Origin of the sequence: Rheinheimera oceanensis (assembly GCF_018831085.1) — a bacterium.
Taxonomy (GTDB): Bacteria; Pseudomonadota; Gammaproteobacteria; order Enterobacterales; family Alteromonadaceae; genus Alishewanella; species Alishewanella oceanensis.
Window position 1 is genome coordinate 168,369 of the sequence record NZ_JAGPNM010000006.1, and the last position, 26,527, is coordinate 194,895.

At 50.8% G+C, this 26,527-nt stretch carries 19 protein-coding genes; 10 read left to right on the forward strand and 9 right to left on the reverse strand.

Annotated elements, in window-relative coordinates; translation table 11 throughout:
* The 3 genes from J3B89_RS14375 to J3B89_RS14385 form a co-directional block, all read right to left on the reverse strand.
* Nucleotides 1-2,154: a TonB-dependent siderophore receptor gene (locus tag J3B89_RS14375; RefSeq protein ID WP_215398298.1), complete on the reverse strand. Its 2,154-nt coding sequence runs from the start codon at nucleotides 2,152-2,154 to the stop codon at nucleotides 1-3.
* A 134-nt stretch (nucleotides 2,155-2,288) separates the two neighbouring features.
* The gene (locus J3B89_RS21515; RefSeq protein WP_215398299.1) at nucleotides 2,289-4,592 is read right to left on the reverse strand and encodes a toxin-antitoxin system YwqK family antitoxin; all 2,304 of its coding nucleotides are present in this window, start codon (nucleotides 4,590-4,592) and stop codon (nucleotides 2,289-2,291) included.
* A gap of 122 nt (nucleotides 4,593-4,714) precedes the next feature.
* A complete protein-coding gene (locus J3B89_RS14385) occupies nucleotides 4,715-5,749 on the reverse strand; it encodes a LacI family DNA-binding transcriptional regulator (protein WP_215398300.1) in 1,035 nt (344 codons plus the stop codon).
* A gap of 358 nt (nucleotides 5,750-6,107) precedes the next feature.
* Here J3B89_RS14385 and J3B89_RS14390 point away from each other — a divergent pair, with 358 nt between their 5' ends.
* Genes J3B89_RS14390 through J3B89_RS14405 form a run of 4 tightly spaced genes read left to right on the forward strand, consistent with a single transcriptional unit; the run spans nucleotide 6,108 to nucleotide 9,224 of the window.
* Nucleotides 6,108-6,917 carry a MipA/OmpV family protein gene (locus tag J3B89_RS14390; protein ID WP_349814224.1) on the forward strand — a complete coding sequence of 270 codons (810 nt, stop codon included), beginning with the start codon at nucleotides 6,108-6,110 and terminating at the stop codon, nucleotides 6,915-6,917.
* Nucleotides 6,917-7,297, forward strand: coding sequence for a DUF3019 domain-containing protein (locus tag J3B89_RS14395; protein WP_215398302.1), 381 nt, complete (start codon nucleotides 6,917-6,919; stop codon nucleotides 7,295-7,297). Before J3B89_RS14390 ends, J3B89_RS14395 begins: the two co-directional genes overlap by 1 nt.
* Nucleotides 7,297-7,989, forward strand: a complete 693-nt coding sequence (locus tag J3B89_RS14400; RefSeq protein ID WP_285895619.1) for a response regulator — start codon at nucleotides 7,297-7,299, stop codon at nucleotides 7,987-7,989. The genes J3B89_RS14395 and J3B89_RS14400 overlap by 1 nt, the downstream gene beginning before the upstream one ends.
* Nucleotides 7,990-7,991: 2 nt before the next feature.
* Complete coding sequence (locus tag J3B89_RS14405; RefSeq protein ID WP_215398304.1) at nucleotides 7,992-9,224, forward strand: ATP-binding protein; 1,233 nt, start codon at nucleotides 7,992-7,994, stop codon at nucleotides 9,222-9,224.
* 25 nt (nucleotides 9,225-9,249) lie between these two features.
* Here the strand turns inward: J3B89_RS14405 and J3B89_RS14410 are convergent, their stop codons facing one another.
* Entirely contained in the window at nucleotides 9,250-9,924 is a 675-nt protein-coding gene (locus tag J3B89_RS14410; protein WP_215398305.1) for a DUF3334 family protein, read from the reverse strand.
* Between the two features lie 236 nt (nucleotides 9,925-10,160).
* On the opposite strand from J3B89_RS14410, the gene J3B89_RS14415 reads away from it, so the two are divergent.
* On the forward strand, nucleotides 10,161-11,354 hold the full coding sequence (locus J3B89_RS14415) for a Bcr/CflA family efflux MFS transporter (protein ID WP_215398306.1): 1,194 nt from the start codon (nucleotides 10,161-10,163) through the stop codon (nucleotides 11,352-11,354).
* Here the strand turns inward: J3B89_RS14415 and J3B89_RS14420 are convergent.
* On the reverse strand, nucleotides 11,351-11,506 hold the full coding sequence (locus J3B89_RS14420) for a hypothetical protein (protein WP_156420328.1): 156 nt from the start codon (nucleotides 11,504-11,506) through the stop codon (nucleotides 11,351-11,353). The genes J3B89_RS14415 and J3B89_RS14420 overlap by 4 nt on opposite strands.
* Before the next feature lie 51 nt (nucleotides 11,507-11,557).
* A complete protein-coding gene (locus J3B89_RS14425; RefSeq protein ID WP_215398307.1) occupies nucleotides 11,558-13,351 on the reverse strand; it encodes an SLC13 family permease in 1,794 nt (597 codons plus the stop codon).
* Between the two features lie 146 nt (nucleotides 13,352-13,497).
* On the opposite strand from J3B89_RS14425, the gene pyrC reads away from it, so the two are divergent.
* Nucleotides 13,498-14,529: a dihydroorotase gene (gene pyrC, locus J3B89_RS14430; RefSeq protein WP_215398308.1), complete on the forward strand. Its 1,032-nt coding sequence runs from the start codon at nucleotides 13,498-13,500 to the stop codon at nucleotides 14,527-14,529.
* Here the strand turns inward: pyrC and J3B89_RS14435 are convergent.
* Nucleotides 14,526-16,028 (reverse strand): YifB family Mg chelatase-like AAA ATPase, encoded by a 1,503-nt coding sequence (locus J3B89_RS14435; protein ID WP_215398309.1) that lies wholly within the window; start codon nucleotides 16,026-16,028, stop codon nucleotides 14,526-14,528. The two genes, pyrC and J3B89_RS14435, sit on opposite strands and share 4 nt — an antisense overlap.
* 184 nt (nucleotides 16,029-16,212) lie before the next feature.
* Here J3B89_RS14435 and J3B89_RS14440 point away from each other — a divergent pair, with 184 nt between their 5' ends.
* From J3B89_RS14440 to J3B89_RS14450, 3 genes are read left to right on the forward strand one after another with little or no spacing between them, the layout of a single operon-like run.
* The gene (locus J3B89_RS14440) at nucleotides 16,213-18,513 is read left to right on the forward strand and encodes an efflux RND transporter permease subunit (RefSeq protein ID WP_215398310.1); all 2,301 of its coding nucleotides are present in this window, start codon (nucleotides 16,213-16,215) and stop codon (nucleotides 18,511-18,513) included.
* A complete protein-coding gene (locus J3B89_RS14445; RefSeq protein ID WP_215398311.1) occupies nucleotides 18,506-19,300 on the forward strand; it encodes an outer membrane lipoprotein-sorting protein in 795 nt (264 codons plus the stop codon). Before J3B89_RS14440 ends, J3B89_RS14445 begins: the two co-directional genes overlap by 8 nt.
* Nucleotides 19,301-19,318: 18 nt before the next feature.
* Nucleotides 19,319-20,959 carry a FimV/HubP family polar landmark protein gene (locus tag J3B89_RS14450; protein WP_215398312.1) on the forward strand — a complete coding sequence of 547 codons (1,641 nt, stop codon included), beginning with the start codon at nucleotides 19,319-19,321 and terminating at the stop codon, nucleotides 20,957-20,959.
* A 4-nt stretch (nucleotides 20,960-20,963) separates the two neighbouring features.
* On the opposite strand, the gene J3B89_RS14455 is transcribed toward J3B89_RS14450, so the two are convergent.
* On the reverse strand, nucleotides 20,964-21,530 hold the full coding sequence (locus J3B89_RS14455) for an SRPBCC family protein (RefSeq protein ID WP_215398313.1): 567 nt from the start codon (nucleotides 21,528-21,530) through the stop codon (nucleotides 20,964-20,966).
* A gap of 204 nt (nucleotides 21,531-21,734) precedes the next feature.
* Here J3B89_RS14455 and J3B89_RS14460 point away from each other — a divergent pair, with 204 nt between their 5' ends.
* The gene (locus tag J3B89_RS14460) at nucleotides 21,735-24,938 is read left to right on the forward strand and encodes a DEAD/DEAH box helicase (protein ID WP_215398314.1); all 3,204 of its coding nucleotides are present in this window, start codon (nucleotides 21,735-21,737) and stop codon (nucleotides 24,936-24,938) included.
* A gap of 11 nt (nucleotides 24,939-24,949) precedes the next feature.
* Here J3B89_RS14460 and J3B89_RS14465 read toward each other — a convergent pair whose 3' ends face one another.
* The gene (locus J3B89_RS14465; RefSeq protein WP_215398315.1) at nucleotides 24,950-26,374 is read right to left on the reverse strand and encodes an alpha-amylase family glycosyl hydrolase; all 1,425 of its coding nucleotides are present in this window, start codon (nucleotides 26,372-26,374) and stop codon (nucleotides 24,950-24,952) included.
* Between the last annotated feature and the right edge of the window lie 153 nt (nucleotides 26,375-26,527).

Below are 26,527 nucleotides of genomic sequence, written 5' to 3' on the forward strand. Positions count from 1 at the left end.
TCAGAACTGGTAAGTGGTTGTCAGATAAACCCGGCGTGGCTCACCCGGAAAATGCCCGGTGCGGTCAATAAAGCCACTGCTGGCATAGGTTTTATCAAACAGGTTTTTTACGTTTAGCTGTATCAGCCAGCTTTGCCATTCAGTCTGCCAACTGATATCAAATACCGTGTAGGCTTTTACCGCCTGACCACTGATACTTTGTTGCTCACCAACATAGTCAACGCCGGCGGCAAAAGATGAATGCAGCGCCGGTAGTTCATAGCGGCTCCATAACCCTAACTGATGCTGAGGTGCATTAGCAAAACGGCCGTTAAAGGCATTGGTAATGCCGTTGTTGTCCTGCATTACTCTGGTGTCGTTATAAGCGTAGCTTAAATTCATTACCCAGTTGTCGGTTAAATCGCCTAACACATCCAGCTCAAAGCCGCGGCTGCGTACTTCGCCCAGTGCCAGTAAATCATCCTGGCCGTCATTGCCTACATCACCGCGCGGGTCGGCCTGCAGAATATTTTTCCGGGTAATTTCATACACGGCAGTATTGAGCCGCACACTATCGTTTAACAGCGAAAAACGCACACCGGCCTCATATAAACGCGAGGTTTCCGGCTCGAACGGCCCGCCAACTTCCTCTGCCTGCGAGGCTGCTGCCTGCGGTACAAAACCGGTAGCGGCCACCAGGTAACCGCGGGCATAGTCGGTTAGCTGGTAAGTTGTACCCAGCCGCCAGGAGGTATCGTTGCCTGATACTTTGCTGCCATCACGCTTATTGGTATCTTCAAAACTGTCCCAGCGTACACCTAATAGCAAGTTCCAGTTATTTGACAGAGTTAACTGGTCCTGCAGGTAAAGGCCCTTACGCACGGTTTCGCTATCGGTAATGTTGGGTGTTACGGCATCCAGGTTATAATCGGCGCGGCTGGTCAGGCCGTATACCGGGTCGCGCAGGCTAAGGCCGGGCACTGTGCCGCCGTTTTCAAGCGGTGTAGCATTACGGCCAGAAAAATACGAATCCTGCTGTAAATAGTCTGCCCCCACTAACAACGTATGCTCAATATCAGCGGTGTTTAGCTCAACAATATTGTTCCAGGTCAGGCTGAGCGAGTCATTCTCGCGGTTTTGATCGCGAAACTGACGGCGGCAATAATCAATAACGCCATCGCCGTCGGTGTCATAACTGCAAAACGGCTCATGGTAGTTTTGCAACTCCTGATTCTGGTAACCGCGCACGGTAATATCAGTGCTCCACCGGCTGCTTATCTGATGCTCTAACCTGGCCTGATACACTTCGGCGGTTAACAGCTGAAAATCCGTGCTTTCATTGTGGTTCCAGCTGCGGTCTGCCAGAAAGTTACCGGCAGCATCGGTAATAACGCCACGTAAGCGGGCACCACCGTAGTCTTGCTCTACATCGGTGTATTGCAGCGTCAGCGTGGTGTCCTGTGTCAGGTCTATGGCATAGCCTAAATCGATGATCTGGTTTTCCACATCGGTGTTCTGCCGGAAAGGTTTTTCACTGTCTTTGTAAATACCGGCACGGTAACACTGGGCAGCGTCATCGGTTAACGGGCCGCTTAGCTCCAGTGAGCCGCTGTAAAAGCTGTCGTTACCCAGGCCGACTTTCAGCTGCCGCTCGGCCACGGCGGTTGGTTTTTTTGTGCTGTAGTTAATCAGGCCACCTGGGGCCATACTGCCATACAAGGCGCCGGCAGCACCTTTAAGCACCTGAATTTCAGCTACGTTAAACAGCTGTGGTACGGCAAAGCCGTTAAACGGATCGCCGCGTACACCGTCGTATAAGATTTCGTCCTGGCGAAAGCCACGAAAGGTCACGCCCGAGTAGCTAAAAGCACTGACACCGCTCATGCTGCGATACAGATCAGTAATTTGCCGCGCCGCCTGATCGCGGATTAAAGCTTCCGGTAATACCTGAATATTTTGCGGTACTTCATCCAGCGGTGTGTCGGTACGGGTGCCCAGGCTAGACGAGTCAACCCGGTACAGCGTTTGTGCCCGGCCTTTAACTTCAATATGTTCCAGTGCGCTAGTAGAAGTATTAACCGGTGCCGTATCGGCCTGGGTGTTAGCAGAAAATGCCATAGTGCAGAATAAACTGACAGCAGAAAGACGCAGACTTGCAGCAGAGAAAGACAACATTATATTACAACCTGTATATCAGGACGAATTAAACAGGCTGCAAAGTTTAAATGATAATAATTACCATTACAATTACATTAAACAAAACTCTTCGGCAATCCGCTGCTGCCATCGCTGGCAGCAGCGGATCTTAATTAGCCTTTATGTTCGGTTTTAATTAACTTGCCGTGTTGATCAAAGTACTGCCAGTCACCTGACGGGCGGTTGCTGATATAGCTGCCCTGAGTACGCACCTGCCCATTGGGCCAGTACTCCAGCCACTCGCCTTCTTTGCGATCACGCAGGTAATCCCCCTGCTGCGCCGGTTTACCATTAGGATGAAAGTATTCAGCCTTGCCTTCTTTTAAGCCTTTAACATAGCTTTCTTTTTGCTGCGGCCGGCCATTTAAATGGAATAACTCGTACCGGCCATGTGGTTTGTCATACTCGTATTCAATTTCGCTTTTTAGCTGGCCATTGTCGTAGTATTCCTGCGCCAGACCATGCTTACGGCTGGCATCATAATGCACGGCCTGCGCCAGAGTGCCGTCTTCATACCAGGCTTGCCACAAGCCAAACCACTCGCCCTTTTGCATGTTGCCAGCCAGCTTAGGTTCGCCGTTGCTGACATAAAACTCCTGATAGTCGCCGCTTTTTACGCCTTTATCCCAGCTCTCAACTTTATACAGAATATTTTTGGCCGTATAAAACTCGGCTTTACCGTGTTGTTTGTTGTCCTGCCACTGGGTTTTGTAGCGTATTGTGCCTTCCGGAATAAAACCGTAGGTTGGGTCGTCTGCCTGGTAATAGTATTCAATCCATTCGCCGGTTTTCTGATTGTTCAGGAAAAAGCCACTGCTGCGGCGGCGTCCCTGATAATAGTCAACAAAACGTCCCTCGGCATTACCATTTATAAACTCCTGTTCACGGCTTTTTTCACCTTGCTGATAGGTGATCCAGATACCATGGCGCTTGTTGTCGAGATACTGACCTTCCTGAGTAAGATCACCGTTAGCTGCCCACTGTTTATATTCACCAACCCGGCCATAGCTATGTTCACCCGGCTTTTTCTCGGTAGCGAAGTGCTCCAGCTTTTGTGGCTTGCCCGTGTCGTAGTAACTTTGATAACGACCAATGATGTGGCCATTGTCACGTTCACCTTCCTCTCGCAGCTGGCCATTGATATGCCAGGCTTTAAAGGGGCCGGTCAGCCGTTCTTCTACATAGGTATTATGTTCCCGTGGTTCGCCTGAAGAGTAAAAAGTTTTACTTACGCCATGGCGTTTGCCTGCCTTGTACTGTGTTTCTTCAACGAGTTTTTCGCCCTGAAAACGTTTAAATAAGCCATCGCGCAGCCCCATGGCAAAGTGAGCAGTAACAATAGGCAGACCATCGTCCCGGTAACGTTCTTGAACACCATGTTGTGGAAACTGCCCGTTAGCATTACGCTCAGTGGTATGATACTGAATACGGTGATCCAGTTTACCATTGCTGTGGTAAGTTAACTGCTCACCCGCCTGCATACCATCAATGAAATTAAACTTTTCCAGTAACACGCCTTCACTGCTATAGCGCAGATGCTCACCATGCAGTTTGCCTTGCTGATAGGCTGATACCCGGGCGAGCTGACCATTAACATGAAACTCGCGGCATTCTCCGTGCTCCGCACCGTGCTGAAAGGCGCAGCGGCTAATCAGGGTACCGTCGGTATTAAACTGCTCGGCCACGCCATGGCGTTGACCATTCAAATAATGCGTTTTAGCGGCGGGGCGGTCGGCGGCAAAAAATTGCGTCCATAAACCATCTTGCTGACCGTTGCTATTATATTGGCCTTGCAGCAACACGCTGCCTTGTTCATCCTTACTTTGGTAAGGGCCGTTAAGCTGATTATTGGCGTAGGTCCACGCTTCGGCCACTTCACCATTCGCATGAAAGGTTTGCCATAGGCCATGGCGCAGATTGTTTTGGTAGTGCTCTACGCTCTGCATTTTCCCGTTGTCATAAAAGCGGCTTACTTTAACAATAGCACCGCGTTCAAATTCGGTAGTTTCTACAACCTGACGCTGGCCATTAAAGCGTTGCCACACGCCGGTTGCTACACCTGCGTCGTAGTGTTCAATGTGCTCCAGGCTGCCATCAACGCTAAAGTATTGCCATTCGCCATCCTGGCGCCCGGCCTTGTACTGGCCGCTTAATAGCCGCTGATTCCGCTGATCAAATACTTGCCAGTTGCCTTGCGCAATGCCCTGATCAAAAGTAGCTTGCGTATACCCCTGGCTATCGCGCACTAAACGGTACTCACCTTGCAGCGCCAGACCATTGCTAAGGTTATAGTACACGTCGATGCCTTCAACTTTGCGTACATCCAGCATACGGTCGGCTAAAGTCTGGCTGGCCATAGCTGGCACAGCCAGCTGCAGGCAAAATAACAGCAAAAAATGAAGTGAAATTAAACGCACTGATACTTGTTCCTGTTTAAACCAATATTCTGGCGCAGGATATTAACACAAAGCAGCAGCGGCGTAAGCAAGGTTATAGGCAGGTAAAGAAACCACAGTAATTGCCCGTCACCACCGGGCTGTCAGGTATTACGGTTATAGCCGCAAGACTGGCGGATAATTAACTTGGGTTCAATCTGGCTGACAGTAATCGGCTGGTTATTAATCAGCTGCAGCAGATTATTTACCAGCAGCTCACCGGCCTGGGTGGTGTCTTGCTGAATAGTGCTAAGGGCCGGGGTGGCAAACGATGCCACGGGAATATCGTCAAAACCCATTACAGCTATATCTTCCGGCACCCTTAAGTTGCGCCGTTTCAGGCAACGCATAACACCAATAGCAATAAGATCGCTGGCGCAGAAAATAGCATCGACCTGATGACCGGCTGCCAGCAACTGTTCTGTTGCCTTATCTCCGGCACTTTCAGTAGAAATAGCATCAAAGTGCGGTACTTGCGAAGCATTTATACCGGCGGTATTCAGCGCATCAATAAACCCGAGATAACGGGCACTAAACTCCGGGCTGCCTTCAGAGGCATTACCAACAAAGGCAAACTTTTTATGTCCGGTAGCCAGCAAATGCTCACCGGCCAGGCGACCACCTTCGCGGTTATTGCTGCGTAGGGTAAATTCCGGGTGGCCCAGCACTTCGGCACCCCAGCAAACAAAGTGGGTTTCCTGTGCCAGTAATTTGTGCAGTTTTTCTTCGTAATCTTTATAGTCGCCATAACCAAGCAGAATAATGCCGTCGGCTTTATTACTGTCTTCGTAATCGGCGTGCCAGTCGTCACTTAATTGCTGAAAAGACACCAATAAGTCCTGGCTGCGTTTGGCACAGGCACGGGTAATGCTGCCAAGCATGGATAAAAAAAACGGATTAATCAGCGACTCGTCGGTGGTGGGGTCTTCAAACAATAACAACGCCAGTGTGCTACTGCGCTGCTGGCGCAGGTTACTGGCATTTTTATCTACTTTGTAATTTAGTTGCCGCGCAATCGCCTGTACTTTTTCGCGGGTTTCTTTATTAACCTGCGGGCTGTTTCGTAGCGCACGCGATACCGTGGACTGCGATACACCAGCCATATAAGCAATGTCGAACGAGGTAGCTTTGTCTCTCATCAAAACGCTCTGCTATGACAGCGATATTACTACGCTTATCAACACCGGACGCCCGCCGCAGCAACTACCGGTATCTTAGAATTATTGTGGCCTTATCATAAAGTGAATTGGCAGGGGATTCAATTTACATCTTACGCCAGCCTGCTTTATACCTGAACGGATGGTTTTAGGATCACTTTGCTACAGTCTGGCGAAGACTAAATTTAGTGCAGCGAATTGTGAAACATTGTTATGCCTGCTTATGTCTGACCGCACAACTTGCTAAACTAACAGCGTAGAAAAATTTGTGAACTAAACTTCTGAGCTAAGGTGAAGATTGCGCTACCTGATCATACTTTTATTGCTGCTCAGCTGGCAGGTGAAAGCAGAACCCACGCCGGTGTGTGCTCAAGGCGCTCAGTGCGTAGAAGAGCAAAGGCTATACCTGAGCTGGGCACTGGGCTATGGCCAACGCAGCAATCCGCTGTATGGTGGCGAAGAGTTACCGCTGGTTATCCTGCCGGATATTTACTATTACAGCCGCTACTGGTTTTTTGACAACGGCAAACTTGGCAGCAGTCTGGCGTTGTCAGACAACTGGCAGTTAAGTGTGCTGGGCCAGTTTAATCAGGAAAAAGGCTACTTTCAAAAATGGTTTGGTGGCAACCTGATGCAATTTAATCATACCGCTATGGTAGGGCCCAGCTACGCTGAAGAGCGCAGTGCCCAGGTCGTTTCTGTACGCCAGGTTAGTAAACGGCCAACTGCCTTCGATTTAGGCGTACAGCTGGATTGGTTTAATGAAGACTGGCAGGCACAAGCGATACTGTGGCAAGACATTAGCAACACTTACCAGGGCCAGCATGCCAGTATCAGTATCGGTCGCAACTGGCAGCTAAACAGTGGCCTTTGGCAGGCCACGGCCAAACTAAACTGGAAAAGCGCCAAACTGATTGATACTTATTATGGCATTGATAATAATGAGCCGTTTTATCTGCCACGCTACGATGGCAGGCCAAGTTGGCAGCCTGAGCTGCGTTTAAGTTGGCAAAAGCCCGTGTCTGAACGCGTCTCTGTGCTGGCTTTTGTACGCTACCTACATCTGGATGATGCTATGACACTAAGCCCGCTGGTGCGGTCTGATAATGTAACAACCTGGTTTTTGGGCGTGAGTTACCGGTTTTATTAATGCACGGTTTCTGGTTGTTACTGGCACTGAACGGAGTGACTGCACCACAGGCTGCACCTGCACCCTGTGCGGCTGCGCTATGCTGGAACGTAAAACCACAAATTTGTGTTACCGAGCAACCCAATCAACCCTGCCACGCTAACTTGCAGGTGCAGTGGTACAGCGAGCAAAAGCTAAGCCCGTGCCTGTTTCTGGCAGAGCAACTTATCCAATGCTGGCAAGATACCACCACCGGCGAATGGCAGCAGCCGCTGTCGTGGCAAAATACTGAACTTAGCCTGCGTAATAACCATAATATTGTATTGTTACAAACAGAACTGAAAGTATTAAGCCGCAAACCCATGCGGCGTCGGATCGCCAGCCCATGGAGTATTTTCTGATGGCCAAAATATTGTTAGTAGAAGACGATGCCCGCCTGGCCTCTTTGGTGCAGAGCTTTCTTACCCAACACGGCTTTACCGTGCAACAGCAAAGCCAGGGCGATGCGGTGGCTGAGCACTGCCGCCAGTTTCAGCCGGATCTTATCGTACTGGACCTGATGCTACCGGGCCTGGATGGCTTTGGCGTTTGCCGCCAGATCCGCCCCTGGTATAAAGGCCCGGTGTTAATGTTAACCGCAAAACAAAGCGATATTGACCAGGTGCTGGGGTTGGAACTGGGCGCAGATGATTATGTGGTAAAACCGGTAGAGCCACGTGTGCTGGTAGCACGCATCAACGCCTTGCTGCGGCGCAGCCAAAGTACCACCAAAACCGAGCAGCAAGAACTGCAATTTGGCCGCTTACTGTTAAAACAGCGTGCCCGCGAAGCCTGGTACGACAATGAGCGCGTAGAGCTGACCAGCTATGAATTTGATTTACTCTGGATGCTGGCCAAACATGCTGGCCAAACTGTAAAACGTGAAGCTATTCATCAACAGATTATTGGCCGTGAATATGACGGCCTCGACCGCACTGTCGATGTGCGGATTTCGCATTTACGCCGTAAGCTGGGCGACAACGCCGAAACACCATTTCGTATTAAAACTGTCTGGGGTAAAGGCTATTTATTTGTTGCAGACGCCTGGCACTAAGCATGCAAAGGTTATTCTGGCACTTTTACCTGTTTCTGTTTTTGGTATTACTTGGCATTGGCTGGGCAGTAGAACAGCTGTGGCAGCAATGGCAACCCGACACTGCCCCGCCCTGGCTTCACAGCTACAGCCAGCTGTTGCAGCAGCAATTGCAACAGCCCGCCACGCAATGGCAAAGCCATATCAGCCTGCCTTACACTGAACTGAGCCCTGACAGCATCAGTTGGTTGCCACAAGAGCAACAGTTACTGCAACAAGGTGATATTGTTACCTTGTTTGAAGCCGACAGTGTGTATTTTTACTACCAACAAGGCCAGCAATTATGGCGTTTGGGGCCGTTGCCAATAATACAACAAGAAGGCGCCACCTGGTTTACGCTGCTGTTTTTTGTTTTGCTGGCTGTTGCGGTAGCGCTATGGCTGTGGCCGGTGGCACGTGATATCCGTACCCTGCAGCTCAGCCTGAAACAGTTTGCCAGCAATAGCGACAGTACAATTGCCGTACCGGCGCATTCATTTATTGCACCGATAGCACAAAGTTTCAGCCAGATGAGCCTGCAAATCCGCGACTTGCTAAACCTGCAGCGCGAAATGACCCATGCGGTATCGCATGAGCTGCGTACCCCTATTGCCCGACTGAACTTTGCGCTGGAAATGGCAACCCAGCTGCCGGAGGACGAACGCCGCCTGATGTGTGAGGATGTGCGCGAATTGCAGCAACTGGTGGATGAAATTCTCGACTATGCCCGGCTGGAAACCGGCCAGCTACCACTGCAGCTGCAACAGATAAACCTGACCGAGCTGATTGCCAACTTAAACGAGAAACTGTCGCCGCTGCCTGGCGCCGCGATCAGTTTAACTATGCCGCAGCAGGCTCTGCTGTTTGGCGATGGCCATTATCTGGAACGGGCACTGCAAAATGTGCTGGTTAACGCCAAAAAATACGCCCGGCAGCGCATTACACTGACACTGCAACAACGACAAAATTACTGGCATATTGATGTTGAAGATGATGGCCCCGGTATTCCGCAAGCCATGCGTGATGATATTCTGAAACCTTTTTTTCGTCTTGAAGCCAGCCGTAATAAGCAAGGTGGCGGCTTTGGCCTGGGGTTGGCCATAGTGCAGCGTATTATACAGTGGCATCAGGGCAGCATCAGCGTAAGTGAGTCTGCTACCCTGGGTGGTGCCCGTTTTTGTCTGCGCCTGCCGGTTCGTCAGGCAACACCCTCCTGAATACGTAACTTAGGGCCGGGCGTATTTATAAGCCCAGTGTTTTCAGAAAATCATCATCCACTTCTGCCGAGGCACTAACGGTGTGTTCCGGAGTATATTGCTGCGCACTGGCCAGAATATCGTCCGGGTGTTCCTGCTCGGCTTTGTCAAACTCATGCAGCTGAATAAACTCGGTTTTATCCATCGCCAGTTCCAGATAAAAGATATTATGCTCTGGCGTACTAAAGGTAACGCGGCGTGCCTGTGGCTGATCAAGCTGGGTATTAATTAAAATTTGCACCTGCTTATTAATTGCCATCATTTTCGGCTGGCTCTGATTAATTGATGTGTGCAGGTCATAGCGTACCGTGTTGGTAAAATCGCCGACGATCTGGTTCATCAGCTCGCCCATTACATTGCCAACTTCATCAGAGGTATGAAACTGTGCCAGCTCGCTTTCCGGCATGCCCATGCTCATTAAATATTTTTTATAAATTTCCATCGCAGCCTGAGCGGTAAAATTAATAATCACCAGGCCGGAGAAGCCGCCGTCAAACAATACAAAGCAGCCCAGATCAGGCCGCAGGCAGGTTTTTTGTATTTTTTGTACCATGGGTGAGTAAGCCACATTACTGTTGCCAGCGCCCGATAATACTTTTGTTACCGACTGACATAAGGTGAGTAATATTTCATCTGTAGTAATTATTTTGGTTTTTTTCATTATCCGAATCCAACAATCTGAGTTTAATCAGTATAAGCGCAATACCCTGACTTAGGCTATTCTGTTCCGATAGCTGCCCTGTGTTTAAACGGTTGCAGCTTATCTATTGGTTTACTGCGTGAGCTATCCTTCTGAGCTGTCAGACATATTTGCTAACCTATTTTTACACTCAGCCATTAGCTGAGGCTAACAAAACCGCGTATTATAGTGCGCTGCCACATTAAGAGCCTTAACCTATGTCAAATAAACCCGCTGGCTGGATCATTATATTGCTGGCAGCAGTTGTTGCCACCACGCCGCTGGCCATTGATATGTACCTGCCAGCTATGCCCATTATGGCGCAACAACTGAATACCTCTATTGGCATGGTGCAACAGTCGTTAAGTATTTTCCTGGCCTTTTTTGGTATCAGTATGCTGATTTGCGGCCCGCTGGCTGACAGCTTTGGCCGCCGGCCGCTGGCTATTTTTGGTTTAACCGGCTTTGTACTGGCCAGTATTGCATTAAGTTTAGTCAGCACCATTGAGTGGTTTTTATTCTGGCGCGCTATTCAGGCCTTATGTGGCGCGGCTGCTACGGTAGTGGTACCAGGCATAGTACGGCACATATATCAGGAACATACCGCTAAGGGGATGTCGTATGTGTCGATGATTATGATGCTGGCGCCTTTGTTGGCACCGGCCATTGGCAGCGGCGTATTGTGGCTGGCCAACTGGCAGATGATTTTTGTTACGCTGGCAGTATATGGCCTACTGATCCTGCTGCTTAGCTGGCGTTATCTGCCGGAGATAAAACCTGCCGGTGCATCACAGAAGCTGGCATTTTTTGCCGGCTATAAAGTGGTATTTTCAAGGGCTTCTGCCCGGCCGGATATTGCTACGTCGATGTTTGCCTCGTTTTCATTTTTTTGCTTTTTAACCGCTGTGCCTTTTGTTTATATCAAATTCTTTGGTGTAGACGAGCAGGAGTTCAGCCTGCTATTTGGCTTTAATGTATTAATGCTGATGCTGGCAAACCTGATCAACAGCCGCCTGGTTACCCGCCTTGGCCCACAGCGTATGCTGCGAACCGGGTTGGCAACAGCAATTGTCAGCGCCAGCGCGTTAACCATGTTCAACTTCTGGCAGTTTGAGCTGGTGTACACGGTATTGTCGATAGCCCCGCTAATGGCCAGCTTAAGTCTGATAGCCACTAACGCTGATGCAATGATCCTGATGAAATTTCCGGATAACAGTGGTACCGCAACGGCGGTAATAGGTACTTTACGCTTTGGTATAGGAGCACTGGCTGGGCCGTTACTGGCGCTGTTTTATAACGGCACTCCACTGCCATTTGCCTTACTGATGCTGGCAGGGGTGCTGTGTATTGCGGTAAGCCAGTTGTGGCATAAACCCGCTGGGCTGCCCGTTACAGCAGCCAACCCGGACTAAATTTTACAGGCGCCGCCACTGCATTCATCGTCGTCATCACCATATTGTGGCGCCTCAGCACGGCTAAGTTCAGCTTGCTGCTGGCGCTCAACATTCTGCTCGGCCTCAGCAAAGTCCAGATGGTCTAAATCAAAATCCAGCTCAGACATCATTATTCCCCTCAGTTAAATAGCATTAGTAGTGTAGCAAAGGCCACGGTCAGGCTAAAGCGGCCAGAAGTATAAAAGTGCCGGGACCGATACCGCGACAACCAGTAGCTCCAGTGGCAACCCCAGCCGCCAGTAATCACCAAACTTAAAGCCACCCGGCCCCAGGATCAGGGTATTATTCTGGTGACCAATCGGCGTTAAAAAAGCACAAGAGGCACCAATGGCAACGGCCATTAAAAAGGTATCGGAGCTGACATCAAGCTGTCTGGCAATACTTAAGGCTATCGGGCACATTACTGCTGCAGTGGCGGCATTGTTCATAAAGTCAGACAGGGTCATTGTCAGTACCAGCAACAGGATCAGGGTTATTACCGCACTGCCTTGCGACAAATGTGACAACATTAACTCTGCCAATAAAGCCGCAGCCCCGGTGCTTAACATCGCTTCGGCTACCGGTATTAACGCTGCAAGCAACACCACCACCGGCCAGTCAATGGCCTGATACACCTTACTCAGCGGCAGTGCTTTAAATAACATGCTGGCCAGCACACCCGCAGCAAAGGAGATTGCAGCAGGCACCAAACCAAAGGCAGCCCCAGCCACAGCACTTAACATAATAACGCTGGTTAACCAGATCCGGCGTTTATCCGGTACCTGAATAGACCGCTCTGCCAGCGGCACACAACCAAACTCACTGGCAAATGCCGACAGCAGTTCTGCTTCACCTTGCATTAGCAGTACATCACCGGCAACCAGCTCAGTGCGGCGTAACCGTTTAATTGAACGATTGCCCTGGCGTGACAACGCCAGCAAATTAATGCCAAACCGGCTGCGCAGACTCAGATCTGCAGCTGAGCGGCCAATCAGCAGAGCATCAGGCATCACGGCCAGCTCCAGCAGCACTTCTTCTTTGCCTACCCCGGCGTTTTTTTCTGCCTCAGTGGAGTCTGCTTCAACCTTCACATTCTCTTCAAGAGTCAGCCCCAGCTCAGACAATATATTGCCCAGCGATTCCGGTTCAGCTTCAATTACCAGCACATCGTCTGCTTTTAGCATGCGATACCCGGTAGGGGCCGACACACGGAATTTATTGCGTACCAGGCCAACCACCTGCGCATCAGCTTCTTCCAGCAACTGCTCAAGTGCCGCCAGTCGCAGGCCATCGGCTTTGCCTTTAGCGTCTACCCGCACTTCAGTTAAATAACTGGCGGTATCAAAGCCCTCAACCCCGCCCTGCTGACGTTTAGGCACCAAACGCCAGCCAATCACCGTAATAAAAGCCAAACCTGCCAGTGCCACCAGCACCCCCACCGGGCTAAAGTCGAACATGGCAAAGCTATTGCCCTGGCTACTGTCACGAAAGCCCGAAACAATAAGGTTGGGCGGTGTACCAATTAACGTAGTCATACCGCCCAGTATCGAGCCAAATGCCACCGGCATTAACACCTGCCCCGGCGTTAACTTAAGCCGGGTTGCCGCCTGAATAGCCACCGGCATCATCAATGCCATAGCACCAACGTTATTCATAAATGCCGATAGCAGCGTTACTAAGGTGGTTAACAGGGCAATAGTGGCCATCAAACCACTGTTGGCAGGAAGTAATTTACGCGCTAACAGGTCAACCGCGCCGCTATTTTGCAGCGCATAACTTAGCACCAGCACACAGGCAACGGTAATAACCGCCGGATGACCAAAACCACTAAAGGCGGTATCGGTTGGTACCAGGCCAGCAGCAACTGCCGCCATCAGGGTAGCAAGCGCCACCGTATCATGCCGCCAGCGGCCCCAGATAAACAACGCTATAGTGCAAAGTAAAATTGCAAATAGCATTCCCTGCTCTAATGTCATTGCGCTTTCCGGTGAGTAAATATCAATGATGGCTAAGCTACGCTGAACGCTAACTTACCACAAGACACGCTGAAGCAATTTCACCGGGCGAGGTTACTTGATATCATAGCGCCACTTTTTTGCCGCAGCAGTTGCAGGAGCGCTCCATGACTACGCTTACCATACAAACCCCGGATGACTGGCATTTACACTTTCGTGACGGCGATATGCTGCGCGAAACCGTACCGGCTACAGCCCGGCAATTCGCCCGTGCCATTGTGATGCCAAACCTGGTACCGCCGGTAACCACGGCAGACATGGCAGTAGCCTACCGTAACCGCATTCTGGCTGCCCGTCCGGCAGGCAGCAACTTTCAGCCGCTGGTTACCTTATTTTTAACCGATAAAACCACCGCTGCCGATATCAGCGCAGCCAAAGCCGCCGGTGTAGTTGCGGCTAAGTTGTATCCGGCCGGTGCCACCACTAACTCCAGCGATGCGGTAAGTGCGCTCGATAGCTTGTATCCGGTATTTGAAGCCATGGCAGAGCAAGGTATGTTGCTGCTGGTTCATGGCGAAGTTACCGATCACGATATTGATATTTTTGACCGCGAAAAGGTGTTTATTGACCGCTACCTGCAGCATATTGTCGCGCGCTTACCGGCGTTAAAAGTGGTATTTGAGCATATTACCACCGCCGATGCCGCCAGCTTTGTCGCGCAAGCATCAAACAATGTGGCCGCCACCATTACACCGCAGCATTTACTGTTAAACCGCAACGACCTGTTAGTCGGCGGCGTGCGGCCGCATAACTATTGCCTGCCGGTATTAAAACGCCGTACTCACCAGGAAGCGTTGCGTGCGGCTGTGGCCAGCGGTTCCAGCAAGTTCTTTTTAGGCACAGATTCTGCGCCGCATGAAAAACACCGCAAAGAGTCTGCCTGTGGCTGCGCCGGCTGTTACAGTGCCCACAGCGCGATAGAGCTGTATGCTCAGGTGTTTGATGATTTAGGTGTTCTGGACAAGCTGGAAGGCTTTGCCAGCCACTACGGCGCTGACTTTTACGGCTTGCCACGTAATAGCGGCACAGTGACTCTGCAAAAGCAGCAGTGGCAGGTGCCAAACGAAATTACGCTGCCCAACGGCAACCCGATAGTACCGTTTTATGCCGGCGAAACGTTAAACTGGAAATTGGTTTAGTTCTTCAAATAACTCAGCAGCCGCTCCAGCGCGCGGTAGCTGAGGGCCTCCATTAAATGGGCACGGCTTATTTGTGCTTGCTGCTGTAAATCGGCAATGCTGCGCGCAACTTTGATTATCTTATGGTAAGTACGGGCCGACAGTTTAAAGCGGTGAATGGTATCTTCCAAAAAGCGCGCATCGGCTTGTTGTAACGGGCAAAAATCGGCAATTTCACTACCGCTTAAACGGGCATTAGCTTTACCCTGCCGTGCCAGCTGTAACTGCCTGGCTGCCAGTACCCGCTCACGCACACTGGCGCTGCTTTCTTCCTGCGTGTGCTGGCTAAGCATGCCTTTGGGTATTAGCGGCACTTCTATTTGCAGCTCTATCCGGTCGATAAAAGGGCCAGACAGTCGGTTTAAATAACGCATTACCTGCTCGGGGGTAGCACGGCCATCCTGATGGTGCCCGGTCGGGCTGGGGTTTAATGCTGCTACCAACTGAAATTGTGCCGGAAATTCCGCCTGGCGCGCAGCGCGGCTAATATGTACTACACCGGTTTCCAGCGGCTCGCGCAGCACATCCAGCACCTTACGTGGGAACTCTGGCAGCTCGTCCAAAAATAAAATGCCGTGGTGCGACAACGAAATTTCGCCAGGCCTGGGCACAGAACCACCACCCACCAGGGCTACAGCAGAACTGGTGTGATGCGGCGATCTAAACGGCCTTTGCTGCCAGTCGGTTAAGTTACGCTTTAAGCCGGCAATAGAGTAAATAGCGGCCGTAGCCAGCGCTTCCTGCTCTGTCAGCGGCGGCATAATGCCGGGTAAACGCTGCGCCAGCATAGATTTGCCGGTACCGGCCGGGCCCAGCATTAACAGGTTATGTTCACCGGCCGCAGCAATTTCCAGCACCCGTTTGGCATGGGCCTGACCTTTTACGTCAGCTAAATCCGGTAAATGTTGCTGTTCACGTACCGGTAATGCCGGAATAGCAGGCAACGGTTGCTGGGCCAGCAAAAAGCTGTGCACCTGCAATAAATGTTCGGCACCGTGCACCACTACCTTGGGTACCTGCTGCGCCTGCTGAGCATTTAACATCGGCAGCACCACTTCACGGCTGGCATCACGGCAGGCTATGGCTACCGGAATTTCACCTACTATGCTGCGGATTTCACCCGACAGCGCCAGCTCACCACAAAACTCATAGCCTTGCAGGCTTTTTTCGGCTAACTGGCCGGAAGCAACAATAATACCCAGCGCTATCGGCAAATCGAAACGACCGCCTTCTTTGGGTAAATCGGCCGGGGCTAAATTAACGGTAATTTTGCGATCGGGAAAAGCAAAACCGCTGTTTACCATGGCGCTACGTACCCGATCACGCGATTCTTTTACCGAGGTTTCGGGCAGACCAACCAGCTGAAAAGCTGGTAAGCCATTACTGATATGCACTTCAACAGTAACTAAAGGGGCATCTAAACCATGACGGGCACGACTGAAAACAACGGCCAGTGACATCCTGTCTCCTGCGCGGATAAAATAAAAAGATAATTAATATTTAGCATATTGTTAAATATTAGCAAGGTTAAATAATATGCTAAGCCCCTGGCCAGATCGACTACACTGGGTAACACAGCACGGAGCGCTATATTTTCAGCCCAAGCTGTTGGTCAGATTGATAAATTGTCTTAGGGAGCAAAAGATGAGGCAACTTTGGCTTGGCTGGGTACTGAAACATCCGTGGTGGGTATTACTGGGTACTTTGGTGCTGGTGTTACTGATGAGCAGCGGCATGGGCAAGTTGTACTTTCGCGGTGACTTCCGGGTATTTTTCACCGCTGACAACCCGCAATTGCTAATGTTTGAGCAAATGCAGGACGAATTTAATAAGAGCGACAACATTCTTATTGGTATCGCGCCGGCAGACGGGCAGATCTTCAACACAACCAATCTGACGCTGGTTAAGCAAATAACTGACGCCGCCTGGCAGACGCCTTACTCTATCCGGGTCGACTCGATCAGTAATTTTCAGCATACTCAAGCCGATGCCGATGATTTGCTGGTGGCCGATTTGCTGCTCGATCCAGCACAATTGGATGAAGCAAAAATAGCTGACATCCGGCGTGTTGCGCTGGCCGAACCAACACTGGTAAAACGGCTGGTTACCGCAGATGGCGCCGTTACTGCTATTAATATCACCGTGCAGCTGCCCGAGCTGGATAAAAATAAAGAGGTGTTTGATACCTTTGGTTTTGCCCGCCAATTAACAGACGAATTTAGCCAGCGTTATCCGGATGTCAGATTTTATCTGGCTGGCGTAATCGCAATGAATCACTCCTTTGCCTATGAAGCCGAACACGACGCCCGGACGCTGATCCCGGTGATGTTTGTCGTGATCGTACTGATGCTGGCGTTATTACTGCGCTCAGTTGTTGTTGCCATGGCTACTGTCATTATTATTGTGGTTACCATCACCAGTACCCTTGGTCTGGCAGGTGCGGCCGGTATTTTTTTAAGTACCGCCACCGTTAATGTACCCACTATTCTGATGACACTGGCGGTGGCCGACTGTGTACATGTTATAGCATCGGTGCAGTTTGCGTTAAGCCGGGGCCATGATAAGCAAAGTGCTATTGAATACAGCATGCAGCGCAATTTAATGCCTATTTTTATTACCAGTGCAACGACTGCCATTGGTTTTTTAACACTGAATTTCTCTGAAGTGCCCATTCTGGCCGACTTAGGCAATATGACTGCGGTTGGTGTGATGTTGGCGTGCTTACTCAGTGTCACTACCTTACCGGCACTGCTGGCAGTGTTGCCGGTAAAGCCCGGCAAAGTAAAACCGCAGCACCAGCAGGATACTGTAATGGATAAACTGGCCAGCTTCGTGATATTGCGTCAACGCCTGTTATTGCCGGCAATGGCGCTACTGATGATCGTTTTTGCCGGTTTTATCAGCCTGAATAAAGTGAATGATGAAGCAGTTAAATATTTTGCACCCGCGACTGATTTTCGTCAGGCGATGGATTTTCTTGATCAGCATCTGGCGGCATCAATGTCGATGGACTTTGTGTTACACAGCGGCCAAAGCAGTGGCGTAAACCAGCCGGAGTTTATTGCAGCAGTGGAGAACTTCAGTCAGTGGCTGGCAGAACAGCCACAAGTGGCGCATGTTAATAGCATCAGTGAAGTGTTTAAACGCCTGAACAAAAATATGCATGCCGACGACCCGGCTTTTTACCGCATCCCACAAACACAGGACGAAGCCGCACAATATCTGCTGATGTATGAAATGTCGTTGCCCTACGGCCTCGATTTGAATAACCAGCTGAATCTGGATAAAAGTGCCACCCGCCTGACCGCTGCCCTGAGAAATATGGGCAGTAAAGAGATTACCGGTTTTGAACAAAAAGCCCTGCAGTATTTTGCCGGCCAGTTTCCGCAGTATCAGGCCAGCGCAGCCAGTACAGCGCTGATGTTTGCCCATATTGGTGAGCGCAATATGGCGTCGATGCTGCAAACGCTGCCTCTGGCACTGGTACTGATCTCACTGTTGCTGGTATTTAGTCTGCGTTCCTGGCGCATGGGGCTAATCAGCCTGTTACCTAATATTGCCCCCGCAGCTATTGGTTTTGGCATCTGGGGCCTGTATAGCGGTGAGATTAATCTGGGGTTATCAGTGGTTGCAAGCATAAGTCTGGGTATTATTGTTGACGACACTGTGCATTTTCTGGCCAAGTACCAGCATGCACGCCACGAAGGCCGCAATGCTGAAGCCGCTGTACGCTATGCTTTCAACAGTGTCGGCCGGGCGCTTTGGATCACCACTGCCGTACTGGTAATTGGTTTTAGCGTGTTGATGTTATCCAGTTTCCGGCTTAACTCGGATATGGGGCTGTTAACCGCTATTATTATTTTTACTGCGCTGGTAATCGACTTTTTATTCCTGCCAGCCTTTTTGCTTAAATTTGATACTAAGGAAAGCCAACATCATGCGTAATATTTTGCTAACGCCGCTGCTAATACTGGGCCTGACCGGTGCAGTCTGGATAACGGGTTTTGCAGTAGCCGACGAAACCAAAGGTCTGGCTATTGCCCAGGAGCGCAAAGCGCGCGATGCAGGTTGGGGTGACAGTGAAAGCCGCACCACTATGGTATTGCGTAATGCCAAAGGGGATGAAAGCCAGCGGGAAATCCGCACTGCCGCACTGGAAGTGCAGGGCGATGGCGATAAGGGGCTGACCATTTTTGATGAACCGCGGGATGTACGTGGAACCGCCTTTTTAAACCACTCGCACCCGACAGCAGAAGATGATCAGTGGCTGTATCTGCCCGCCGTAAAACGGGTGAAACGTATCGCATCACGCAATAAATCAGGGCCTTTCATGGGCAGTGAATTTGCCTACGAAGATTTAAGCTCGTTTGAAATAGAAAAATACCGTTTTAGCTACCTGCGTGATGAAAGCTGCAATGACCAGCTCTGCTTTGTACTGGAGCAAGTGCCTGCTGACGAGTTTTCCGGCTATAGCAAAACAGTGGTCTGGGTAGATCAGCAGCATTACCGTTTACATAAGGCCGAATATTACGACCGCAAAAATACGCTGTTAAAAACGCTGACATTGCACGACTATCAGTTGTATCTGGATAAATACTGGCGACCACATAAGCTCAGTATGGTGAATCACCAGACCGGAAAAAGTACCGATCTGTTAATTCATCAGATCAGTTTTAACACTGGCCGCACTACGGCAGACTTTGACACCAATGCACTGCAACGGGTGCGCTAGCACAAGGATACTTTAGCGATGCATCAGCTGATTTCTGCTCTGGTATTCTGTACTGCGCTGGCTCAGGCACAGCCGCAGCAACTGCCTCCGGTACAGCCGGCAGATACCTTATGGAAACTGGCAACCGCAGCCCGGCCAGACGAACAGGTGGCGATGGTACAGGTGGTTTATGCACTGTGGCAGGCTAATCCGCAGGCCTTTCGCGCCAACAATATCAACGCTCTGCAGCGCGGCGCTGTATTAAAGGTGCCGCAACGCGCGCAAATGCTGGCCACGCCGGTATCGCAGGCCCGGCAATGGTATTATCAGGCCATTGCCGATAAGCCGCTTGGTGTGGTTACGCCAGTACAGTATATCAATGTTGCTGCAGCGCCAGTGGCAGAAAACCCCAGTTACGCTATCAGTACCACCAGTACTACCGACACAGAACTGGCCACCTCAGCGGCACAGCTTAGTGGCGCAGCAATATTACAGCGCCGGGCAATTGCCACTGCACAACCCGAACCCGGCCCGGAGGTTACACCGAACAGCTGGCAGCAAAACCTTAGCAGTGATTACAGTCTGACTTTGCAGCAACGCTATTACCCACAGCAGGGAGAGCAAGGCCAGGCCAAAGCACACAGTAGTGTGGCCGTCAGCGCCGAGTGGGTTTGGCAAAGTGATAACCGTGCTCACCAGGTAGCCCTTGAGCCTTTTTTGCGGCTGGATCAGCGTGATAGTAAGCGCAACCTGGCCGATCTGCGCCAGGCTTACTGGCAGTATGCCGGCACAGGCTTCGATATTAAAGCCGGTGTTGACATCGTGTTTTGGGGCGTGACGGAATCGCAGCACCTGGTAGATGTTATTAACCAAACCGATCTCGTTGCCAGTGTTGACGGCGAAACCAAGTTGGGTCAGCCGATGTTAAACTGGAACCTGTATGGCAACGGTGGTACTTTTTCGCTGTATCTGCTGCCTTATTTTCGCGAGCGTACCCTGCCTGGCCCTGATGGCCGTTTAAGGCCGCCGCTGCCTATCGACAGCGATAATCCGTTTTATGAGTCAGCACAGGGTGAACAAAACCTCGACTTCGCCTTACGCTGGAGCCGGCAGTTTGGCGCACTGGATTTAGGCCTGAGTTATTTTGAAGGCAATAATCGGGAGCCGCAGCTACAGCTAACCTCAGCTGGCAGCCTGCAGCCGGTGTATCTGCAGATGCAGCAACTGGGGCTGGACAGCCAGTGGCTTAGCGGTAGCTGGGCCTGGAAATTAGAAAGCATTTATCGCAAAACCCGGCAGCAAGACTTTATAGCCAGCACGGCCGGCTTTGAATATACCCAGGTCGGTGTATTCGGTAGTAGCTGGGATGTGGGTTGGATCGCCGAATACCAGTTCGACAGCCGCGACCGGCAGGCGCCGGTACCAGGACAGAATGATGTGTTTATCGGTGGCCGTATTGTGGCCAATGATGAGGCAGGCAGCGAAATTCTGCTGGGGATGATGCAGGATTTGCAGAACAGCAACAGCCGCAGCGGCAAGGTCGAAGCCTCTATGCGTTTGTCTAACAGCCTGCGCTTAAGACTGGATGCCTGGTTCTTTAAAAGCCAGCTGACATCAGATCCACTGTACTTTATCCGCCGTGACGACTATCTGCAGCTGAGCCTGGATTTTTACTTCTGACGCCTCAGCTAAGCGGCGTTTCTGCCGGCTCTGCCGCTGGCGTTTCCAGAATTAACTTCAGGTTTTCCAGGCCCTGCTGCAAATCTGCCGCTATCATCGCTTCAACATCCATAAACAGCAGCATCAGGTTCATTGGATAGGGCATATGGCCGGCAAAACCCCATATCACCCGGGTTTGTTCTGCGCTAACGGCTTCTGTTTGCATGTAAGCTGGCGACACCGCAGCATAAGGCTGATAAAAACGCAGCTCGTAATCTATCCGCGAACCTTCCACTATGGCCTTTATTTCCTGCTCGCCGGTGCCAACATCTGGATTTTCACTATGCCAGCCCGAAACAAAACCTACAGTGCCGTCAACACCGCGATCGGTTTTTTGCATATTCGGGTCCTGTGCGGCCCATACACTAAAGTTGTCCTGATTAGTTAAAAAACGAATGTAATCAAATACTACTGTCACCGGTTGTTGAATAACCACCTGAGTTTCTACTTTATAATCCTGCTTTACAAATAGTGCCGCCACCAGTGGTATTGCCAGCAACACAACTATAGCGAGCAGTAGTTTCTTAATCATTATTGTTACCCCTGTAGTGATTTTGCGGTGTTAGCAAGGTTAACTTGCTCCGGGCCGCAATAAACATAGCTGGCTTTTTGTTAACACTCCAGTGGCGGTTTACCGAGCTAAATCTGCACAAATTTATTTTATTTCACGCTATCGCATTTGGCTTGGGGCAAAACTGCGGTAGCATTACGCCTTTGTGTTTAACATTCAGGCGTTATGACAACCGATACTGCGTTCCCACTTAGCCAGCAACAGCTGGAACACTGGTTTGATGCCGTGACCTTTCACCGGGCTCAGGCGTATTTGCAAGCCGGTAAAGTGGTCAAGCTGGAGTACAACAGCGACTTATCTGAAATCAGCGCCCAGGTGTGGGGCGCCGCTTTTACGCCGTACCGGCAATTTATCAGCCTGAAACACAACAGCAGCGGCTGGCAATTGCAAAACCGCTGCACCTGCCCGGTAGGCGCTAACTGCAAGCATGTGCTGGCCGTATTGTTGCGGCTGCAACGCGATTACCAGCAACACAAGCTGCAACTGGAGCAACAACCGGTACGCCAGCTCAACCAGTGGTTTGAACAGGTAGAACAATCACTTGCCCCGGCGCAGGATGAAAAAGATGTGGTGCTGTATCTGTTGTCTTATGGCCAGGCCGGGCTGCAACTTAGCCCACGCCGGGTGCGCGAAAGCAAAAAAGGCGGTTATACCAAAGGCGTTGCCATTGGCAAATACGATTTAGTTACCCCCGGCATACCGCACTGGATTGATGAGCAGGATTACCGCCTGCTAAGTTATTTCCGTGCCCAAAGCCTGCGCGACTTACCACTGCTGGAAGGTGACTGGGGTTATCAGTTGCTGCAACAATTACTGGGCAGTGGCCGCTGCTTTTTTTCTGAAGCACGCTACCCGGTGCAGCAAGGGCCGAAACGGGCGCTGGCCTTTACCTGGCAGGATACCGCCGCAGGCCAGCAACTGAGCTGGCAACTGGACGACGATGACCGCGACTTCGAACTGGTATACACCGATCCGCCCTGTTACCTGGACACCAGTTACTACCAGATAGGCGAACTGGACACCGCTCTTAGCAGTGCGCAGTTAAAGCTGTTAAACAAAATGCCGCCGATACCGCAGCAAGCTCTGGCGCCCAGCATCAGCCGCCTGCAACAACTGTTTAACCAAACCAGCCTGCCCCTGCCGAACGCCGCCGGGTTAAAGCAAATCAGCAGCACGCCACGGCCGGTATTACAGTTAAAAATGCTGCCACATAAAGCAAAAGGCCGCAATGAGCCTACAGCTGTGCTGCAGTTTCAGTATGCCAGCTACCTGTTGCCGCTTAATCTGACTCAGGCACAAACTGAGCTGGTACAGGACAACACCACCGTTTTTATCAAACGGCACCGGGCAACAGAAACCAACGCGCTGGAACAGTTGTTACAGCTTGAACTACTGCAACTACCGGCATTGCCGCCACCTTACAGCGACCAAAGTGCGTTTGGTGTCGGCGAAGGACCAGACAACCCGCTGTTGTGGCAACCCCTGCTGGACGCCCTGCCACAGCTGGAGCAGCAAGGCTGGCATATTGCCCGTGATGACAATTTTAACCTGGATATTTTAAACGACGCGCCCTACCTGCAAGTGCAGGACAATGCCGTAGGTGGTTTTGCTTTAGCCATACAGGTTGATATCGACGGCACCCAGGTGCCGCTGCTGCCGCTAATCAGCCAGTGGCTGCGCCAGCATGGCCTGCCCGGTGCAGATAAACCCATCTGGTTGTCATTGCCGCAAGGTAAGCTGGCGTTACCGCTGGCGCTGATCCAGCCGTTTATCGACACTATTATTGAACTGCTAAACCCGAATAAACCGCAGTTCAGCCTGGATTTACCGGCATTTAAAGCGGCGTTATTACCGCCGGAAACCGCGAAGGACATTCAGTTTTTAAACGCCCAGCGTGTACAGCGTTTAAGTAACCTGCTGCATAATTTTAATGGCATTACCCCGTGCGACGTGCCGCAGGGCCTGCAAGCATCACTGCGTGATTACCAGTTACAGGGCTTAAGCTGGCTGAGCTTTTTACGCGAGTTTGGCTTAGGCGGCGTACTGGCCGACGATATGGGTCTGGGTAAAACATTGCAAACCCTAAGCTTGTTACTGCTACAAAAACAGCACGGCGAGTTACAACACCCGGCGCTGATTATCTGCCCTACCAGTGTCTTGGGTAACTGGCTGGCTGAAGCCGGGCGGTTTACACCGCAACTGCGGGTATTGCAAATTCATGGCAATAAGCGCCAGCCACTGTTTAATGAACTGAGCAATTACGATCTGATCGTAACCAGCTATCCGCTGGTGGTGCGTGATCATAAGTATTATCAGAACCAGCCGCTTAGCGCTGTTATTCTGGATGAAGCCCAGCATATTAAAAATGCCGGCAGCCTGGCGGCCAAAGCGGTGCGCTTATTAAAAGCCGATTTTAAACTGGCGTTGTCTGGCACCCCGCTGGAAAACCACTTAGGCGAGTTAAAATCGATTTTTGATTTTGTGCTGCCCGGCCTGCTGGGTAACGACACTCACTTTAACCAGGTATACCGCAAACCGATAGAAAAACACGGTGATGCCGAGCGCGCCCATGCGTTAAAAGCCCGTATTGCGCCCTTTATGCTACGCCGCACCAAGGCCCAGGTAGCCAGCGAGTTGCCAGACAAAACCGAAATAGTGCAACTGCTGGAACTGGAAAGCGACCAGCGCAACCTGTATGAAAGTATCCGCCTGGTAATGGAAACCAAAGTGCGTGAACTCTTTGTGCAAAAAGGCGTGGCTGCCAGCCAGATCCAGTTTTTAGATGCCTTGTTAAAGCTGCGCCAGGCTTGCTGTGATGCCCGGCTGGTACCGGTTGAACATGCCCGCTCAGTGCAAACCAATGCCAAGTTACAGTGGCTACGCGACACCCTGCCGGAAATGCTGGAAGAGGGCCGCAATATTCTGCTGTTCAGCCAGTTTGCCAGCATGCTGACACTGATAGAAGATGAGCTAAACGCCCTGGGCATCAGCTACAGCAAACTCACCGGCCAGACCAAGCACCGCCAGCAGCAGATTAATGCCTTTCAAAGTGGTGAAACCCGGGTATTTTTAATCAGTTTAAAAGCCGGTGGTACCGGTTTAAACCTTACCGCTGCCGATACCGTTATTCACTACGACCCCTGGTGGAACCCGGCCGCAGAAGCCCAGGCTACCGATCGCGCCCACCGCATCGGCCAGAAAAAAGCCGTGTTTGTTTATAAGCTGATCGCCAGTAATACCGTAGAGCAAAAAGTACAGCTGCTGCAGCAGCACAAACGCCAGCTGGCCGACCAGCTGTTTGCCGGTGGCCAGGGCCAGCCATGGCAAGGCAAGGCCGAAGACTTACTGGCGTTATTCAGTGCTGACTAAGCACAAACTACTTAGTCGGCGTACCACATTCTGGCCTGGCGCGCCGGAATGCTAAAGTTGTAACTGCCGCCATTGATATACACCAGATTGCCGCCGCTTAGCACATCGCGGTAATTACGGTACCAATAAAAGCGGCCGTTAGTGTTAATGTTAAAGCTCTGGTTACTGCCACATTTATTAATGCCTACCACGCCTTCCTGGCCGCGGCGGAACAAAATGGCGCAATCATTCCAGGCCAGCATTTCCATGCCCTGCCCTTGCATGCGGTTATGGAAATTCAGCATTTTGCCAATATGATCGGCTTTATAAGCATTGACCCAACGGTTGTTATCAGTGCCGGTGCTGTCACTGAATATCAGCGGTTTACCGCCATCACGGCCCATAATGTAGGCATAGGCCAGATACTCGTCGGTAGCATCCATAATCAGATAACGAAAACCATCATTGGTTGGAATATCATGCGTAATAGTAAAGGTAACTGCCCGGCTGTTTTGCAGCGCCTGGCCGTTAGACAACGGATTAACCAGTTGGCTTAAACTACCGCCAAAACTAAAGGCACTGCGAATAGCGCTAAACAACGGAAAATCGTAGGCTTTATGATCGGTATAGGCCAGGTAAGGCGATAAGAAGCTATCGTATTCATTATTACCGGCACCACCACTGGTAATAATTTCACCAAACACGTACATGCCGTTTTTAATGCTGCTGGTGAAAATTTCATTAATATGCCAAATGGTCATATGCTTGGCCGCATCAACCCTAAAGCCTTTTACACCTAAGTCTTTCAATGCGGTTAAGTAATTACGCTGTTGCTGCACCACCCAACTGTTGGGGTTGAGATCCGGCAAACCGGCATCACCCGCGCCACCGCACAGCCGCCAGTTTTGCACCTGCCATACATCGTTATAATTGCTGATACAGTTGGCCGGGTTAAAATCGCTGGCACTAAACAAGCCCTGGGTTAAATTGCCAAACAGGCGCTGATTATTCCAGTAACTGCTGTTGCTGCCATAGCTATTTACTGCAGCCTGGCCGGGAAAGTCAGTTGCACCGTTACGCTCATTCGCCATATGGTTTAATACGATATCGGCGTATACATCAACTTTACGCGCCGGGTTGGTGTCGTTCAGGGCATTGATCATATTTACAAACGATTGTTTGTTACCTTTGCAATGATCAATTACGCGGATATCCTGCGGCTGATAACGCTGCCACCAGGCACAATTGCCCGCGTTCGATTTTAACGGCGGTGCTACCAATACCGCTTTGTAGCCCAGATTTTTAATTTCAGTCGCTTTAGCGGCGACTTCATCATAGTGCCAGTCAAAGGCATGCAAAATAGCATCGGCAACAGCGGCCGATGAAAACACACCTGAACTAACAACTAATGCCAGCCACAACAGCTGACGCTTTAGCATGGTACTGATTACTTGCATTGGTCTATCCTTTATTTTTCATTGGTTTATGCAAGTCATCCGTGAGTGGGCAGCAGTGCGGTCCCCGCCGCACCACTAAGTGTTATTGACAGCAAGCTCCGTTAACACACCGCAAGCCTACGCCTTTAGCTACAAAATTTATTGCCTATATAC

Excerpts from the sequence above, each read along its gene's own strand:
- J3B89_RS14450 (WP_215398312.1), top strand. The coding sequence starts at position 19,319 with ATGCATCAGCTGATTTCTGCTCTGGTATTCTGTACTGCGCTGGCTCAG.
- J3B89_RS14410 (WP_215398305.1), bottom strand. The coding sequence starts at position 9,924 with ATGAAAAAAACCAAAATAATTACTACAGATGAAATATTACTCACCTTA.
- J3B89_RS14395 (WP_215398302.1), top strand. The coding sequence starts at position 6,917 with ATGCACGGTTTCTGGTTGTTACTGGCACTGAACGGAGTGACTGCACCA.
- J3B89_RS14435 (WP_215398309.1), bottom strand. The coding sequence starts at position 16,028 with ATGTCACTGGCCGTTGTTTTCAGTCGTGCCCGTCATGGTTTAGATGCC.
- J3B89_RS14385 (WP_215398300.1), bottom strand. The coding sequence starts at position 5,749 with ATGAGAGACAAAGCTACCTCGTTCGACATTGCTTATATGGCTGGTGTA.
- pyrC (WP_215398308.1), top strand. The coding sequence starts at position 13,498 with ATGACTACGCTTACCATACAAACCCCGGATGACTGGCATTTACACTTT.
- J3B89_RS14460 (WP_215398314.1), top strand. The coding sequence starts at position 21,735 with ATGACAACCGATACTGCGTTCCCACTTAGCCAGCAACAGCTGGAACAC.
- J3B89_RS14455 (WP_215398313.1), bottom strand. The coding sequence starts at position 21,530 with ATGATTAAGAAACTACTGCTCGCTATAGTTGTGTTGCTGGCAATACCA.
- J3B89_RS14445 (WP_215398311.1), top strand. The coding sequence starts at position 18,506 with ATGCGTAATATTTTGCTAACGCCGCTGCTAATACTGGGCCTGACCGGT.
- J3B89_RS14420 (WP_156420328.1), bottom strand. The coding sequence starts at position 11,506 with ATGATGTCTGAGCTGGATTTTGATTTAGACCATCTGGACTTTGCTGAG.
- J3B89_RS14405 (WP_215398304.1), top strand. The coding sequence starts at position 7,992 with ATGCAAAGGTTATTCTGGCACTTTTACCTGTTTCTGTTTTTGGTATTA.
- J3B89_RS14465 (WP_215398315.1), bottom strand. The coding sequence starts at position 26,374 with ATGCAAGTAATCAGTACCATGCTAAAGCGTCAGCTGTTGTGGCTGGCA.
- J3B89_RS14375 (WP_215398298.1), bottom strand. The coding sequence starts at position 2,154 with ATGTTGTCTTTCTCTGCTGCAAGTCTGCGTCTTTCTGCTGTCAGTTTA.
- J3B89_RS14425 (WP_215398307.1), bottom strand. The coding sequence starts at position 13,351 with ATGACATTAGAGCAGGGAATGCTATTTGCAATTTTACTTTGCACTATA.
- J3B89_RS14440 (WP_215398310.1), top strand. The coding sequence starts at position 16,213 with ATGAGGCAACTTTGGCTTGGCTGGGTACTGAAACATCCGTGGTGGGTA.
- J3B89_RS14400 (WP_285895619.1), top strand. The coding sequence starts at position 7,297 with ATGGCCAAAATATTGTTAGTAGAAGACGATGCCCGCCTGGCCTCTTTG.
- J3B89_RS14415 (WP_215398306.1), top strand. The coding sequence starts at position 10,161 with ATGTCAAATAAACCCGCTGGCTGGATCATTATATTGCTGGCAGCAGTT.